Below are 17,549 nucleotides of genomic sequence, written 5' to 3'. Positions count from 1 at the left end.
GCAAACTCATTGAGTCTACTTCTACACTACTACAATCTATTTAACGAACAATTGTCTCTATTCGTTATCCATTACGACGATCATTACCTGACATTGTAATTTCCTGTGCTAGATAACGGATACGTTCCATGATTCGACGAGCTTTCAACGGTTCTTGCTCTCCTCGCTGAGTCACAGATAAATGTTTCTCTAGATCCTTTAAATCAAGATTAGATGAAAAAAATGTCACTAATTGCTCTTGCATCCTGTACTGTAAGATCACACTTAATACATCATCACGAATCCAAGAAGTCATCGATTCTGCACCAAGATCATCAATCATTAAAACTGGTGATTTTTTAACTGCATCTAATTTTGGCCCTACCATGTCTTTGCCAATCGCTTGTTTCATCTCCACTGTAAATGTTGGAAAATGAACAATCGTAGTCACAAAGCCTCGTTCAGCTAAACTATTAGCTATCGCACCTAATAAAAATGATTTCCCTACACCAAAAGTCCCTTGAAGATACAGGCCTTTATGAAATTCTTTTGGCTCTGATGTATATTCATTCAGAAATCTCATCGTTTCCGCCATAGCTTGCGCTCGTCCTTGAGAGGCCGTGTCAAATCTGCTGAGACTGGCTTCTCTTACATCTTTAGGCATGTCCATCGCACGAACACGCTTGCGAATCTCCTCTTCTTTTTGCTTTGCAATAAGCGCTTCTGTTGGCACATAAGTGACATCGATATAATGGAAATTCAAGGTTAGTTTAGGTTCATAACCAGGGGCGATCATTGTTGGATCATTCAATTGATATTTACGTTTTTCTTGTACAAATTCATACAGTTTTGAATAGCTTTTCCGAATATCATCATCAGTCAAACGTTCACGATTTTCCTGAATAAACTGTTGTACATCGTTATCTTTCAATACAACTTCAACTAGCTCATTATAGCGGTCGTTCATGTCTCTACTTTGAATGATTTTGGACATTTCTTTTCCGACATCTTCCATTAATTTCCGCCTCCTTTACTCAAGAAATCTTGAATTTCTTTATCTAAGCGCGCTTGTTCTTCTTTGGATAATTTTTGTTCCTCAACTGGATTCTCTACCCAATCAGGTAAAGTCTCTTGACGAATCGGTCGATTGTTTTGACCATATCGCTGTCTTGTTTGTTTTTGCTCTTTCCCTTTTTTCGCTAGCTCTCGAACATGCTCTATAGCTTTTTCTGGTGAAAAAATACCACTTTGCGCCCACTCATTTGCAATTCGATTTACATAGTCAGCTTTTAAGGTTGGTTGTTTTTGAATATTGTAAACATAGTTAATCAACACATTGATCACACTATTGGGCAGACCAGACTTACTAACTAAGTATTTGACCAAAGAACGCTCTTGCGGTGTCGTATATCCTCCACGTCCACTCTTCAAGGCCTCTAGATAATTCAGAGGGAAATTATTTTCACTATCCATGATCATCTGAATATCTTGAGTAGAAAATCCGTTCATTTTTAATGAGTTGTAGCGGTATGTTTGCTGATCTTCTGCGGACAAATCGACTGCATCATTTTTTTGATATTCACTAGTCCTTTGCTTCTTATCAGGATCATAGGTTCTATATACTGCTCGTTCAAACTCTTTCACATCGATTTTGCTCGTGTAATAATCAAATGACTTTGAACAGAAGTCGATCATATCGATTTCTGTGATTCCAAATAAATTGTGAAAAACAAATACTTCTTCCTTGAAACCATCAGAATTATCCGGCAACTTGACTCCCAGTTTTTCAATGCCTTGAACAAAGTAAGTCCAATCAAAACTTTCATCCACCGCACTTATTTTTTGTGCAGGTCGTGGGTCGTTGAATGATTGTTCCATTTGACTGAGTTGCTTGCTTTGAGAAATCATTTGCTCTTCTTTGAATAGATAAACATCTTTAAATCGAGCAGAAACTTCTTCAAATCCTGTTAAATTTATAAATTTAGGTTTGAAATGGTTAAATAGCTTGTCTAATTTTCTTTGCCCTACACTGTTTAAAAGCGTCAATGACAATACTTCATCTTTAAAGAAGCGTTCAGCCGTTTCAGGATGATTCAACCGATATAAAAATTGCACACCTAGCTCAGAATTATGTTTAACAAAGGTCGACAATAACCCGATGCCTTCTAATTTTTTTCTAGCTGCTTCGATTTGTTTCGTACTAATATCCATCATTGTGATCAAATCGGCATGAAAAAGTGACTCACTCATGCCAGATTCCTCAACTTCTGATAACAATGTCAAATATAAACTAAGCGCTTGTGCACCTATAATCGGCTGATATAAAAGCGTCACTATAGCTTGCTCTTGATCAGACAAAGGGGATGCAATTGTCGCTTGAAAAATACTTTTAGGATGGACTTCTTTCCAATTGTCTTTCAAGGAAAGACCTCCTTATTTATTTGGTGTATCTGAATTTGAAGATTTTGCTTTGTCTACAATTCCTTGCAGTTCCTTCAAGAATACACTCATATCTTTAAATTGACGATAGACACTGGCAAAACGAATATAAGCAATTTCATCTAAATTGACTAAATCTTCCATAACATACTCACCGACTAACGTCGTTGAGACTTCATTTTCACCTAAACTACGTACGCGATTTTCAACGTTATCAACAATTTGTTCCATTTGCTCCATTGCAACTGGACGTTTTTCAGCAGATCGAATCAACCCACGTAAAATTTTCTCTCTATTAAATTCTTCTCGGTCACCATTTTTCTTGATCACTAGCAGTGGTGCCGCTTCAATTCGTTCAAATGTTGTAAAACGGTAATTGCAATTCTCACATTCTCTACGACGGCGGATTGCACGACCATCATCCGCTTGGCGGCTATCGATTACACGAGAATTATTATGATGACATCTTGGACAACGCATAGTGTTCACCTCATTTTATCTTATAGTATCTATCATTTTGTTTATTTTTTAATTTACTACCTGTATTATAACATGAAATGCTTGAGAAACCATCCATCTACCATGACTTCCTAAAGAATTTAATTGTGATTTAATATGATAAATTCAAATGTTCTGTTAAAGGAAAAAAAGAAAAAGGACATGAGACTTTTTTGCCTCCTTGTCCTTACTCTCTCATTTTTATCGAGTCGTCCAACCAGTTTTAAGAATCGTTCCTAATGAATAACACCTGATCCCAAATAATAAAACAGAATAAAAAAAGGAATACACAAACGTTATTAGGTATGTTTTTATATTTCGCTTTGTATAAAAAATATTTGATAAATAACTTACCAGTATGAAATAGACTACGGCGACAAAGGAGACTTCAACACCAATTCCTAATTTATGTTGCCAAAGCAAGGTAAGCGTCACAATAACATTATATAACCACAAATACGTTTCCAACAACTGCCAAACCATAGAAAAAGGTCGAATAAAACAGTATCTAAATGAAAATAGCGTCATTATCAGTGCAGATTTAGTCCAACGAACTTGTTGTTTAAAAAATTTTTTGAGCGAATTGGGGACATCTGTATAGCAAATAGCCGTTGATTGATAGACTGTCTTATACCGTCGTTCTAATGAAATATCAGTAAGTAAACGGTCATCTCCAGCAGAACAAGGTATGCCCATAAATGTTTCTTTTCTAAAGGTTCTCATATTTCGCTTTACAAAATTAGCTCGGTGCATACTTAATGCACCTGAACACACAATGACATTACCGGTTTGTGATTGTGATGCACGTCCGATTTGAAAGGAATTGGAATAAATAATATCTTGCAACCTCGTCCAAAAATTATCTGAAAGATTTCGAACTTCAATTTTCCCAACAACCGATCCAACTTTCGGATCACCAAAAGGACGAATCATTTCTTCCAATGCTGTCTCAGTAATCTCCCCGTCAGAATCAACTAATAAAAATAAATCACCTGTAGCCTGGATAAAACCAACTTCTTGAGCCTTTTTCTTCCCACTATTTTGCTCTAATCGCACACTTGTCAACTTGATATTTTTATTGACTTCATTTATATCTACTAAATTTTCTATCTTTAGATTTTTTATGGCTAAATACGCATCTTCATTCTCACTGCCGTCATCAATAAAAATAATCTCATGAATTGGATATGTTTGTTTCAGCAACGTTAGAACAGCTTTTTCAACAGATTCTTTGTCTTCATTAAAACTGGGAATAATCACTGAAATTTTGAATTTTTTCACAGGTCCTCTTGAAGGCAAATAGGTTAAGGCTAGACTCAATTTTGTCACTAAGTAAACAAAATTGATAGAATATAAAAACATGACGATACGATATTCCCTACTGGATGTATTTATTCTCCACAAATAAATTAAATATAACAAAAGTAAAAACAATGAAAGATAGAGTATTTTTTCTCCATATTGTTTGATTTTGATCATATTTAAACCAAAGTCAGATCATAAAACAATTGACTATTTCTTATTATATTTGCTTTATTATCTTCATAAAGTTGATGATTTACTGCGTAAATGACCATATCAAATTCTTTCAATTGATGGTATTTTTGTTCTAACCTACTCACATTATTTTGTGTTATATTCGTCGTTGAATAAAGAATATCATCATAAACAACAATAGTTGAATTTCGTTCTTTTAATTTTTGAATCAACGAGATAACGGAGGACATTCTGGTATCAGCAACATTTTTTTTGTAGGTTATTCCTAAAATAGCGATCTTCATTTCATCCAGTTTTTTATCAAGATTTTTATCATGATTTTTACCAATATACGCAACAATTTTATTTAGATAATAGTCTAACATCGAGTCATTGATTTCTCCTGCGGTTTCGATCAACGGCGTTTCTACTCCTCTTGCTCCCATCAACCACGTTAAATAATATGGATCAACCGGAATACAATGACCTCCGATACCTAAACTAGGTGTAAATTTCATAAACCCAAATGGTTTTGTAGCTGCTGCTTCGAGTACTTCATATACGTCAATAGATAAATCATCCGAAATTATTTGAAGCTCATCCGCTAATGCAATATTGACTAAGCGGAATGTATTTTCATATATTTTAGCCAGTTCAGCTGTTTTTAAATTAGAAACAGAAGAAACATGACTACCAAAAAAAAGCTTCGCTTCTGATAAGCATTCGGCTGTATGTCCTGCAACGATTCTTGGAATCTTTGCACTTAATGATTGCGTATTGCCCGGATCGATTCGTTCTGGAGAATATGCGATGAAAAGATCGACACCGATAGTGTAGCCAAGTTTTGAAAACACAGCTACAAGGTATTCTTCAGTCGTTCCAGGATACGTTGTACTTTCTAAAATAATCAATGAACCTATTTTCACTTTATTTTTAATCAACTCAACTGCTGATTTAATATAACTTAGATCAGGAATTTTATTTTTGTCGATTGGCGTTGGCACATCAATAATGTAGACATCTTTTTCTCGGATCAATTGTTCCTCATATGTAAAGACTGTCCCATTTGCTTTTAGCATTTGAACTGTTTCGTCCGTGACAGTGTCCAGGTGACTTATCCCTTTATTTAGCAGATCAACTTTGCGCTTATCAATATCGAAGCCAATGACTTTATGCCCTTTTTTTACATGATTTACCACACTGGGTAGCCCAACATATCCCAAACCAATCACAACTACTTCTTTTTCCATTTTTTCTCCCCACTATCCTTTTTTGTAAACTTATTTGTTCACAAAAGATAACACATATCTGACAAATTTGTCTATGATATTACGGGAAAAACAGTTATTTAAAATTATGTATAAAAATGTCTGTTTTTCATTCCAACAATTGTTTTAAACGAAAAAAACCACGTAATAAACAGTGTTTATTCGCGGTCTTTTTCTTTTGAATTTTGTTTTTTTAGATTAATATAAAAAAACAAACAGCATTTCATGTTATATTATCAAAAAATATTTTTTGCGATCCATTTTTTAACATCTTTTTCAGTCTCTTGTATACTATTTTGATTATCAAATACAATATCTGCCTTCAGCTTTTTCTCTTCAATCGACATTTGGCTGGCAATCCGTTGTTGCGCTTGCGTTTTTGTTAAATGGTCTCGTTCCATCAAACGAACTAATTGTGTTGCTTCTGGAACGTAGACAACGGCTACCTTATCAACATATTTATCATAGCCCCCTTCAAACAGCAACGGGATATCAACAAGGACCAATGAATTGAGACTTTTTTTCTCTGCAATCTGATTTAATATTGCCTCCTTCAAAAATGGAGAAAGCAGTTCATTGAGTTTTTTTCTTTTCGTTTCATCAGAGAAAATGATTTCGCCTAATTTTTTGCGGTCTAAGGAACCCTCTGGATTTAAAATCTCTGAGCCAAACGCTAATACAATTTGCTTCAATCCAGGAGTGCCGATTTCAACGATTTCTCGCGCAATGATATCGGCATCTACGATAGGGAAACCTAGACTCTTAAATACAGCAACGACCGTACTTTTCCCCGTTGCGATACCACCTGTCAGACCTAATACCATTCCCATCGATCAATTCCTCACTTTCAAGGTTTGACACTTCGGGCAAAAATGTGTGCCACGTTGGGCTACTTTTATTTTCTTGATTGGTGTCGCACATCGTGGACATGGCTTTTCAGTTTGACCATAAACATTTAGTGAAACTTGAAAAGTACCAGCTTCACCTAGGGCATTTAGATAACTTCGAATTGTCGTCCCTCCGGCCTCGACAGCACGCCCCAGCACATCAATGATTGCATGATACAAGCTTTCAACTTCCTTAGGTTTTAATGTATCCGCAGGTTGTTCTGGATGAATTTTCGCTTCCCACAATGCCTCATCCACATAAATATTGCCTAAACCTGTCACTAAACGTTGATCAAGTAACAGCGGTTTGATTGCTTTATGATGTTTTTTTAACCCTGTACGAAATTCTGATAATTTAAAATAGTCAGGAAGCGGTTCGGGTCCTAAAGCCAAAATCCCTTTATACTGTTCCCCTTGATTTTTAGGAACTAAAACCATGCGTCCAAATTTGCGAACATCTAAATAACGTAAATCAGTTCCATCGGTGAACGTAAAAATCACATGCGTATGTTTCGTCCATTCTTCTTCTGGGGTATGTGTTTCATATTTCCCTTCCATCCGTAAGTGGGAAATCATATCATAGTTCGTTAATTTGAATATCAAAAATTTCCCGCGTCGTTCCATTTTTTCAATGGTTTGACCAATCAATTGTTGTGCAAAGATATCAGCTTCTGGCGCTTCAATGATTCTAGGCCATAGAATCGTAACTTCTTTGATTGTTTTGCCAACAACCAATTTTTCCAGTCCTTTCCTGACTGTTTCAACTTCTGGTAATTCAGGCACGATTGCTCTCTCCTTAGAAGAAAAAGACCGAAGCGAACGCAACAAAGTGTGTTAAACTTTTTTCGTTTGGCCAGTCTTTTTCCTATTATTTTTATTAATTATTTTGCTTCATACCATGTTTTGCCCCAACTGCTGTCAGTCAGCAATGGTACATGTAATTGAACAGCATTTTCCATTACATCTTTAACTAGTGCGTTTAATTTGTCCAATTCAGATTCCGGTGCTTCAAAAACAAGTTCATCGTGCACTTGTAATAACATCGTTGCTTGCATCTTTTCTTCTTTTAACCGCTCTTGCATGTTGATCATTGCGATTTTCAAAATATCTGCAGCACTTCCTTGGATTGGTGTATTGATTGCTGTCCGTTCTGCAAAAGAACGTAAATTAAAGTTACGGGAATTAATATCTGGTAAATAGCGACGGCGATTATAAAGCGTTTCTACAAACCCCTTATCCTTGGCATCACGAACGATATCTTCCATATATGTTTTAACTCCTGGATATTTTTCAAAGTACGTATCGATATATTCTTGTGCTTGTTTTCTAGTAATGCCTAAGTTTTGTGACAAGCCATAATCACTGATTCCGTATACGATACCGAAGTTAACGGCTTTCGCTTGACGACGCATATTTGGTGTAACTTCTTCTGGTTTTTCGATACCAAAGACACGCATCGCCGTACTTGAATGTATGTCTTGCCCCTCAATAAACGCTTCTTTTAAATGTTTATCATCTGAAATATGTGCTAAAACACGTAGTTCAATTTGGGAATAATCTGATGAAAAAATCAACCAATCTTTTTCTCTTGGAACGAAAGCTTGACGAATTTTACGGCCTTCATCTAAACGAATCGGGATATTCTGTAGGTTAGGATCAACTGAACTTAAACGACCTGTTTGCGTTAAGGTTTGAACATATCTTGTGTGGATTTTATCATCCGGTTGAATTACTTTTAGCAGCCCTTCAACATAGGTTGATTGAATCTTGGCGATTTGACGATACACCAAAATATCTTCTACAATTGGCGCTTGTTCTTTTAGTTGTTCTAACACATCTACCGCTGTTGAATAGCCTGTTTTTGTTTTCTTAATAACAGGTAGACCCATTTTTTCAAATAAGATCACCCCTAATTGTTTTGGTGAATTTAGGTTAAATTCTTCCCCTGCTTCTGCATAGATTTTTTGCTCAATTTCGCGTAGTCGATCTGAAAATTCAATACGCATTTCTTTTAATCGATTTGCATCTACACGAATTCCTGTTATTTCCATATCTCCTAAAATTTTTGAAAGTGGCAACTCCATTTTATAGAATAAGTCTGCTTGATTCTTTTCGACTAATTCAGCATCTAGTTTTTCGGATAAGAAATCGATGGCATTTACTTTTCGTGCAAGGTGGCTAAAAAAGGCTTCATCCTCTTCTGGCAAGCCTTTTTTGGCTCCTTTTCCATATACTGACTCATCTGAATGGATGTCTGTATAGCCATAATGTTGTGCGACTCCTTCAATATCAGCGCTATTGTCATTTGTGTCCAATAAGTAAGCTGCTAATAGTACGTCAAAGGTGATGCCTTGCGGTTTTCCAACATATCGATTCAACGAAACATACGTCCGTTTTGCATCATATACTGTTTTCTTGTATTTATCTGATAACACCCACTCAACAAAAGGTTTGCTTTCAAATAGTGATAAGCTGTTGGTTACATAGACTTTCTTTTTATTACCCCAAGCTACTCCTACAATTGGAGACGTGTGATAATTATCTTCCAGCATCTCAACATATAATGCCATGTCGTCAGTAAACATTTCTGATGTGAATGTATCGACTACATCAAAATGCACATCTTCAAGTTCAACGGTTTCTTCCTCAACATTTAATTTGCTTAGCATTTGCTTAAATTCCATTTCTTTATAAAAGGGAATCAATTTATCTAAATCTTTGCCTTCGTATTTAAGCTCATCTATGTCAAGTTTTACTGGGGAATCCACATTGATTGTTGCCAAGCGTTTTGACATAAATGCTTGTTCTTTATCATTGATCAGATTCTCTTTCATTTTGCTTGGTTTCAAATTATCGATATTTTCATAAACGCCTTCAACTGAGCCATATTCTTTTAACAATTTAATCGCTGTTTTCTCACCGATTTTTGTTACACCTGGAATATTGTCTGAAGTATCCCCTGCTAAACCTTTCATATCAATAATTTGATTTGGCGTTAGACCATCGTATTTTTCTGCTACGTGCGCTGGCGTATAACTTTCTAGATCACTGACACCCTTAACGGTAATATCGACTTTGACTGAATCTGTGGCAAGTTGCGTTAAATCTCGATCTCCCGATAAAACAACTACATCGAATTCTTCTTTAGGAACTTTAGTTGCTAAAGTTCCGATGATGTCATCTGCTTCATAGTTATCTAATTCATAATATTTAACACCTAAACCAGTTAGTAATTCACGAATATAAGGCATTTGCTCTTTAAATTCTCCTGGTGTTTTCGAACGACCTGCTTTATATTCAGGATAAAATTCGGTTCTAAAAGTTGTTTTCCCTGCATCAAATGCAACTAAAACATGGGTTGGGTTTTCTTTTTCCATGACGTTTTCAAACATATTATTGAACGCGTACACCGCATTTGTATGTAAGCCATTTTTATTTTTAAAGCGTTCTAAAGAATTGTGCAACGCAAAAAACGCTCGAAATGCGACACTATTTCCATCTACTAGTAATAACTTATTTTTTGTCATCTTTTTTCTCCTCATCTTCAGCAAACTGGTTTCCCTCTTATTCTAACAAAAATCGGCCAACTTTGCAGTAGGAAGGAACTAAAGTTCGTAAAGCTTTACTGAAAACAAAAGAAAACCCGCTCTGCACACTCAGAGCGGGTCAATTAGGAGTTCACACAAATGAAATTTTTGTAACGTTTGTCTTTCTTCTATGTCTATATAGTACAAATAATATGTGAATATTATATGAACGAACGACTCCTAAAATGTAATTTTTTTAGGGAAAAACGTTCTACGATCCTATTTTTACTCTTTCTAACGGATGTCAGTTTCCTTATCTAAACGAAGAATGCCGATTTTTAGAGAAATGGCTTATAGAAGTTATTCATTCGTTTTTCGATTATCGACACCACGATTTTAACTAATCATTGATTGTTAAGTTGAGTAAGGTCAATTCGTTATTCCATGCTATTTTTCTTGCGATCTAACCAGAAAACACTCACTAGTACGAGTATAAATAGCCCTAACCAAAGGATGATTCGAGTATTTTTTTCACCTGTAGAAGGGAAATTCCCTCTTGATTGTGTTGTTGGTGTAATACTCGTTGTGCTTGGTTTAAAGCGAACCGTTTGTTGCTCGTTGTTTAAGTCTAAATGTTTAGCAATTATCTCGTTTCTACTTTCTAGTATTTCAGTAAACACGATTCCATCATTTGTGAACTGTTTCCCGTCAATTATAAATTCGAATTGAATTGTTATTTCTGTTTTTTCAGCGATAAACGTTTTCTCATCACTAATATCATTAATTAGTGAACCGTCTGACAAACGATGTGCTTTCACTTTGACAGTATATTGATTGCCAATAACTAACCCTGTAATCTTTGCAGATTCTTTAACGATCAAATTATCGGTTGGCTCAAGGACTTTTTCACCATTTTTACCTTGAGCTATTGTAGAAATACTCGGATCATTAAAACGAACCGTTTGTTCTTGATTGTTAAGATCATGATGTGTCGCAATATTTTCATCTTCATGACTTAGTGTTTCAGTGAAAACAATGCCATCACCACGTAATTCTTTTCCTTCAAAAATAAACTCAAACTCGATTATTTTTACTTCTTTTTCTGCCACGAATGTTACTTCCTTGCGAACTTTCTCATACACTTTTTCTGTCGAAAGTCGGTAGCCTTGAACGACAACTTTATATTCGTTCCCAATAATCAATTTTGTAATCTCTGCTGTCTCTTTTACTAAAACTTTTTGAAGTGGATCAAAGACTTGCTTTTGTTCATCGCCAAATGCTTTGGTTTTAATTTTTGGGTTTGTAAAGACGATTGTTTGTTCTTGATTGGATAAATCTTTGTGCTCCGCAATTGTTTCTTCTTCATACAGTAAGGTTTCTGTGAAAACGATACCGTCTCCAGCTAGTTCTTTACCTGATAGGATAAAATCAACTGTCTGTTCCATCTCCGTTTCAGTAGCTGTAAAGACCAACTCTTTTTTGATTTTTTCATACGGCTTACCTGTAGATAGACGGTAGCCTTGAACGATTACTTTATATTCGTCCCCAACAATCAAATCTGTTAAAACAGCGGTCTCTTTCACAGGGACTTTTGCATGAGGATCAAACAGTTGTTTTCCTTCTTCTCCATAGGCTTTCGTTGTAATTTTTGGATCAGTGAATCGAACCGTTTGTTCTTCATTTGTCAACTCTTCGTGATTTGCCATTTCTTCACTTTCATAAAAAAGTTTTTCTGTGAATACAATGCCATTTCCTTTAAGCTCTTGACCATCTAATTCAAATTCAAAAGTCAACTCCATCAATGGATGAGTTGCAATAAATGTTTTGGTTAATGCTGCATTTTCGTATGTTGTTTCATCACTTAATTTATACCCTTGAACCGTCGTTGTATACTTATGTCCAACCACTAAATCAGTGAATGTCACCGTTTCTTTTATGTTTACTTTTTTCTGTGGATTGAATAATTTACGGCCATCTTCACCTTGCGCTTTTGTTTTGATTTCTGGATCATTGACCTTGATTGTTTGTCCCAAGTCATTAATGTCTTCGTGTGATGCTACTTCTTTTTTCTTGACTGTATCATAAATGTATTCGTAAAAAACAATCGTTTTACCACGATATTTTTGTCCATCCAGCTTTGCTTTAACAACATGGAATCCTTCATAGGCAAGTGGAGCAAAAGAGCCATTTAAGGTATCTAGGACTTCTCCTGTTTTTTGATCAACAATTTTTGTTGTATAAAGATATGTGCGACCAGCGAAAAGCCATTTATACCGTATCGTGTCTTCTAAATTGATTTCCTTTGTCGGGTCAACAAATTTCTCTCCATTTTTCCCAGTAGCAGTGGTATTAAGCTCCACAGGTATCGTTTCGTTCTCTACATCCACTACAAGTACTTCCCCATCTTTTTCAGGCGTAACTTTAAACGTATAGTCATTTCCATTTGGTAAGAATCCATGTAACGGTTCTAATTCTTTGAAGATGTATCCATCTCGGTTATAAATCAAACTCTCAATGTTTATTTCTCCGTTAGCATCCGTTTTATACTCACCAATTTTGCTTTTAGTTACACCTGTTACTTTATACAATGCAAATGGTACGTCTTTTAAGGGACGGTTGGCATCTTTTTCCAATTTGATCAACTTGATTGGTTGTCTTGCCCAACGATTGGTAAATTGTCTAGTAAGCAATTGGTTGACTTCTACGATGACTTTTTGAGGTGTTTTGTCAATAACTCTACCGTCTGGTGCTTTGATTTCAGTCAAGGTCACTTCTGTTCCCATCAAAATGTCATCTAAACGAGCGATCCCATCTTGATCTGTCGTACGTTCTTCAACAATTCCTGAATATTCAAATCTAAAAACTGCATCTGCTAAAGGAAGTCCTTCTTCATCTACTTTGAGTGCAGCGATAGAACCTGTTTTGATTATATTTAAACGGATTTTTGTTTTAGTCGGTTCTATCTCACCAGCCGTTACCATTGTCTGTTTTCCATCTTTTACCCAAAAATACTGGGCACCAGAATTAGGAGAAGTTCTTTGAAAATTGATTTCACCATTCGTAGAGAGAACAGAAGGTGTAATTCTTAATGTATTTCCTTGTTTACTGATACTTGTATTTGTTCCGTTACTCACTTCACGATATTGGGCAAAGACACCTCTACTATCATTTAGGTCTACTGTTTCGCCCGCTACAACTGTAAATTCTTGTTCATCAAATGATGGTTTAGTACGATAGTTATTTATATTCGCTTCAATTTGAGCTTTATAGGCTTGATAGTTTGTTAATTCGCTTTGTACGCTAAAACCTAAAGATTCCCATACTGAAAATTGTGTTGCTATATATAGTTCATTAGAGTCAGCTCCGTTGGAACCAAAGTTTACAATGTTATTGATCACTTTTTTTTGACTATCACTTATTAATCCAACAGATGTATGCGGAACATACCCTTCACCTATATTGAAAGGAACACCTGGTTCTACACAATATGCTATCTTACCATCAATTCTAAATTTTTCTATTTGCGTCACTTGAATGAGCCATTTATCACCTATTTTTACAGAATATTTCATTGGTATCAGCTCTTGTGATCCAACAGCATATGTCTGGATAAACGGAATATTAATGACTTCGTTCTGATCATTTGTAACATAGATTTCAGCAGTTGGATTTGACTGAACATACGCTCCGTACATGTATCGTGCCAATGAAATGATCTCTTCATTGCTCAACCCCTGCACATCGTATGGGTCTGGTCTAGCAGCTAGCGATTCAGCAGAGCGCTCACCAATCGTTTCTTCAGATGATTCTTTGACAGATTCTTCGGCTGGTTCATTTTTATCATCCTCTGCTTCTATCTTTTCATCCAAATTGATTGGCGTATCGTCTGTTTGATCCGTCCTTTCTAGATTTTCTTCACTACTCTCTTTGACAGGTTCATTTTCTACTGTTCTGATTTTATCAAAATTGTCCTCTAAATTAAGTGTCTCACTTGCCGTAGTTTCACTTTCTGCATGGGCTACCATCGGTTCTATTACTGGTAAAAAATTAGATATCAACGTGAATACTAGAACCAAGAGCGTTATCAGTTTCTTACATTTTAATTTCATCATTTTCCCCTCACTAAATCATTTTTGAATGCGTTAGTCATTTTCCTAATAGGTGGCGAACGGATATTCATGCTCTCCCCTCCTTTTGAGTACAAAAAAAGACGACATTTTTTTGTCGTCTTGCTCGAGTTCTATTCTTATTTTCACCATAAATCTGATCTATATATTGTTAACCTATTCCAAAAGTTCCAACACAAATAAACTATTTTCATAAAACTCGTGTCCTGTCGTGAAGTTTATAGCAATCGTAACTTCAAACTCTATGGGAGTAGAATACGTCAATCGTCTCCCAATGATACAGCAATACCTTTTTCGGTTCTATTCTTTCGCCCTAAGCTGCACTGATAACGAAAGCGGTGGACCCACCGGATATTCAATTTTAGGATTATTTTCCTAATTGATACATTTTTCCATGTACTTTTAATTTTTGATTATAGTCTAAGCGATTTATTGTTTCTTTATAAGCATCGCCTTTACCAGTAAAATGCAACGCAGCTCCTCTATATGGCCGCTTTCCAATAATGGTTTTCTTGTGATCAAAGACAAACTGAATTTCTTGATAAATAGCCTCTAAATCAATAGAATCTACCACCTTATATTGTTTACCAATTAATCCTTCTTCAAAATACATTACACGTCTTTCAATCTTGCTTCCTTCTTTTTCAATATACCAATCATCGGAACGATTAAATAGTTTGATCTGTTTCCCATAGAACAAAATATCTGTTCTTAACATCTTTACAGTATCTTTTCTTCCCATATCTAGATCTCCAATTTTTTTATTGATTTCATTGTAATAAAGATTAAAAAGAAGAAGCGAACCTAAAAAAGGCTAGGGCACGCCACTATTTTAAGTGTAACGCGCCCTAGCCTAAATAAACACACAAACGAAAAAAAGAGTAAATACAAAACGGAAATTAATTCTTACCAACAAAATAAAAATAAAGAACTCCCTTTATTTTTATCTGTCAAAAGTGAGAAAAATTTGCTATACTCTAGATTGTGGCTTGCTTCAGTAAGCTACAGGGGTGCATTCCACGTAAAACAGTCCAAAGCTGTCTTATGGTGGACTAGTATTATGCTGACCTGGGCCTGAGAAACCCGGAGAGTGATACTAGTGCATCTCTATTTTTTTATAGTTGCTTCTTCTTCTTAAACTTCAATACCTGTTAAAATTACCATGCTTTTTAGAATAAAACAACTACTTTTTTATTTTTCAGGTAATTTTATATTTTTTTGATGAATAGCGAATAAAAAAATAATCCCGTTTTGCTATTTTATCCTTACTTTTTCATTGTGTTTTCTTACCTTATAATTATAGTTTTACAAACCATAGATTACCACCAATCGACAAGAAATGAGCTTTTTTCATATAAATGAATTGATTTAATTGAAAATCCATCTTATTTTGTGTGATTAATGAGCAAATAGCATTAACGTTTTCTAATAATTCATTGATTGCTTTTTCTTGAAATCTATAAAAAAGGAGAATATCACAATGTACGTACTAACAGAAGGAGAAACCTTAAAAAAATTAAGAAAGCTCAGAGGATTAAACCAAAAAGACTGTTGTCAAGGAATTATCTCTAGACATACCTACTCTAGAATTGAGCGAAATCAAACTAGTATACAGTATCATATTCTTTTAGAATTACTCGAACGGCTCAATTTTAGTTATCAAGACTTTTGGTTTTACAAAAATGAAAAGAATGCGCTTTATGCATCCAAAAAGAAACTATCCTGTATGGATAATACATTAGATCTTTATGCTTATTTTAAAGAGAATAAAAAAAAGAGTATCGAGAAATTTCATTGTTATTTATTATGTAAGTTAAGAATGGAGCAGTTTGATTTTGATACCGTTGAAAAGATAAATGATCGTGATTTACAGCACTTAAATAAGTACCTAAAGAAATTAACCTTTTTTTCGATTATTGATTTGACTTTAGTTTCAGAAATGTGTGATTATTTAGCCTATGATACAGTGAAAAGAGTTAGTTTAACTATTCTTAAACAAATCAATCTCTCTTCTGATTCATCTGAATTTACGCGTTCTCATCAATATGCGATTCATCTTGCCTTATGTACAAATACATCCATTGCTCTAAAAAATGAAGATTATTCGTTTACTAAAAAAATGTTAACCAAAACAAAAGATTTTTTAGAACAATACCCTAATCACTATTTTTTGTTATTTTTACATTTTAATACACACACTTTAAATTATAAACTAACCATGAATAATCACTACCTATCAAAATTATTTTTGTTAAAAGACTATATGAAAGAATTAGAAGACTATCAAACGGCAGAAAAAATTGAAACCCAAATAAAATCGTTGATTCAACATACAGCCTCCCTTCCAGAAATTACCATAAACTAAAATACAAAAAACGAGCCATTCTACCAATTAGAGTGGCTCGTTTTTATTTAATATCTCACTATTCGTTACGGTAAAATATTTCCAGCTGCGCGGTAAATTTCATACCACTCTTCTCTGCTTAGTTTGATTTCAGACGCTTTTGCAATTTCTTTGATTCGTTCTTTATTCATAGTTCCAGCTATCACTTGCATTTTTGCTGGATGTCTCAAAATCCATGCAGTAGCAAGGCCTGTTGCTGTTATGTTATGATGCGCAGCAATACGATCTAGTATTTCGTTTAAATCTGCGAACTTCTCATTTCCTATGAAAACACCTTCAAAAAAGCCATATTGATAAGGTGACCACGCTTGTATCGTCATGTCATTCAAACGAGAATAATCTAAGATGCTGCCGTCTCTATCGATACTTGCTTCATCCGTCATATTTACATGAATCCCTTGATCAATCATACCTGTATGTTTAATTCCAAACTGAAGCTGATTTGCTACTAATGGTTGTTTCACTGTTTTCTTCAATAAATCAATTTGCATCGGTTTTTGATTACTAACACCAAAATATTTTACTTTCCCTTGTGCTTCTAATTGGTCAAAGGCAGCAGCCACTTCTTCTGGTTCCACAAGTGTATCTGGTCGATGTAATAATAATGCATCCACATAATCCACACCTAAACGTTTCAAACTTTCTTCCACTGAAGAAATAATATGTTCTTTTGAAAAGTCAAACATTCCTTTACGAATACCACACTTCGTTTGAAGAATGATGTCTTCTCTTTTGATCGATGTCTCTTTCAATGCTTTGCCAAAAATTGTTTCGCATTCTCCACCACCATAAATATCTGCATGATCAAAAAAATCAATTCCATGATCATAGGCCGTTTCAATAATTTCTGCTGGATTTTCTGCTCCATTCATTCTCATACATCCAAGAATAACTGGTGCTACTTGTAAATCACTTGTTCCAAATCGAATCTTGTCCACGCAAAG

12 protein-coding genes are annotated in these 17,549 nt (G+C 35.0%); 1 reads left to right on the top strand and 11 read right to left on the bottom strand.

Annotation, left to right across the window (positions count from 1 at the left end; all coding sequences use genetic code 11):
* Positions 1-64 precede the first annotated feature (64 nt).
* From dnaI to I586_RS09600, 10 genes are all read right to left on the bottom strand, one after another.
* Positions 65-994: a primosomal protein DnaI gene (gene dnaI, locus I586_RS09645; protein ID WP_010765323.1), complete on the bottom strand. Its 930-nt coding sequence runs from the start codon at positions 992-994 to the stop codon at positions 65-67.
* Positions 994-2,400, bottom strand: a complete 1,407-nt coding sequence (locus I586_RS09640) for a replication initiation and membrane attachment family protein (protein WP_010765324.1) — start codon at positions 2,398-2,400, stop codon at positions 994-996. The genes dnaI and I586_RS09640 overlap by 1 nt, the downstream gene beginning before the upstream one ends.
* A gap of 12 nt (positions 2,401-2,412) precedes the next feature.
* The gene (gene nrdR, locus I586_RS09635) at positions 2,413-2,898 is read right to left on the bottom strand and encodes a transcriptional regulator NrdR (protein ID WP_010765325.1); all 486 of its coding nucleotides are present in this window, start codon (positions 2,896-2,898) and stop codon (positions 2,413-2,415) included.
* 219 nt (positions 2,899-3,117) lie between these two features.
* Positions 3,118-4,197: a glycosyltransferase gene (locus I586_RS09630; RefSeq protein WP_244147873.1), complete on the bottom strand. Its 1,080-nt coding sequence runs from the start codon at positions 4,195-4,197 to the stop codon at positions 3,118-3,120.
* A 200-nt stretch (positions 4,198-4,397) separates the two neighbouring features.
* Entirely contained in the window at positions 4,398-5,642 is a 1,245-nt protein-coding gene (locus I586_RS09625; RefSeq protein ID WP_010765327.1) for a nucleotide sugar dehydrogenase, read from the bottom strand.
* A gap of 254 nt (positions 5,643-5,896) precedes the next feature.
* Positions 5,897-6,490 (bottom strand): dephospho-CoA kinase, encoded by a 594-nt coding sequence (gene coaE, locus I586_RS09620; protein WP_010765328.1) that lies wholly within the window; start codon positions 6,488-6,490, stop codon positions 5,897-5,899.
* A gap of 3 nt (positions 6,491-6,493) precedes the next feature.
* Entirely contained in the window at positions 6,494-7,330 is an 837-nt protein-coding gene (gene mutM / locus I586_RS09615; protein ID WP_010765329.1) for a DNA-formamidopyrimidine glycosylase, read from the bottom strand.
* 98 nt (positions 7,331-7,428) lie between these two features.
* Entirely contained in the window at positions 7,429-10,074 is a 2,646-nt protein-coding gene (polA, locus tag I586_RS09610; RefSeq protein WP_010765330.1) for a DNA polymerase I, read from the bottom strand.
* A 437-nt stretch (positions 10,075-10,511) separates the two neighbouring features.
* Positions 10,512-14,186: a VaFE repeat-containing surface-anchored protein gene (locus tag I586_RS09605; RefSeq protein ID WP_010765331.1), complete on the bottom strand. Its 3,675-nt coding sequence runs from the start codon at positions 14,184-14,186 to the stop codon at positions 10,512-10,514.
* A gap of 382 nt (positions 14,187-14,568) precedes the next feature.
* The gene (locus I586_RS09600; protein WP_010765332.1) at positions 14,569-14,943 is read right to left on the bottom strand and encodes a hypothetical protein; all 375 of its coding nucleotides are present in this window, start codon (positions 14,941-14,943) and stop codon (positions 14,569-14,571) included.
* Positions 14,944-15,681: 738 nt separating this feature from the next.
* Between I586_RS09600 and I586_RS09595 the strand changes: the two genes are divergently transcribed.
* Complete coding sequence (locus I586_RS09595; RefSeq protein ID WP_010765333.1) at positions 15,682-16,566, top strand: helix-turn-helix domain-containing protein; 885 nt, start codon at positions 15,682-15,684, stop codon at positions 16,564-16,566.
* Positions 16,567-16,631: 65 nt separating this feature from the next.
* Here the strand turns inward: I586_RS09595 and I586_RS09590 are convergent, their stop codons facing one another.
* On the bottom strand, positions 16,632-17,543 hold the full coding sequence (locus I586_RS09590) for an aldo/keto reductase (RefSeq protein ID WP_010765334.1): 912 nt from the start codon (positions 17,541-17,543) through the stop codon (positions 16,632-16,634).
* Positions 17,544-17,549: the final 6 nt, after the last annotated feature.

Source organism: Enterococcus moraviensis ATCC BAA-383, from assembly GCF_000407445.1.
Lineage (GTDB): Bacteria > Bacillota > Bacilli > Lactobacillales > Enterococcaceae > Enterococcus_L > Enterococcus_L moraviensis.
Note: the sequence above shows the minus strand (reverse complement) of the source record. Positions and strands in the feature narration are given on the sequence as shown.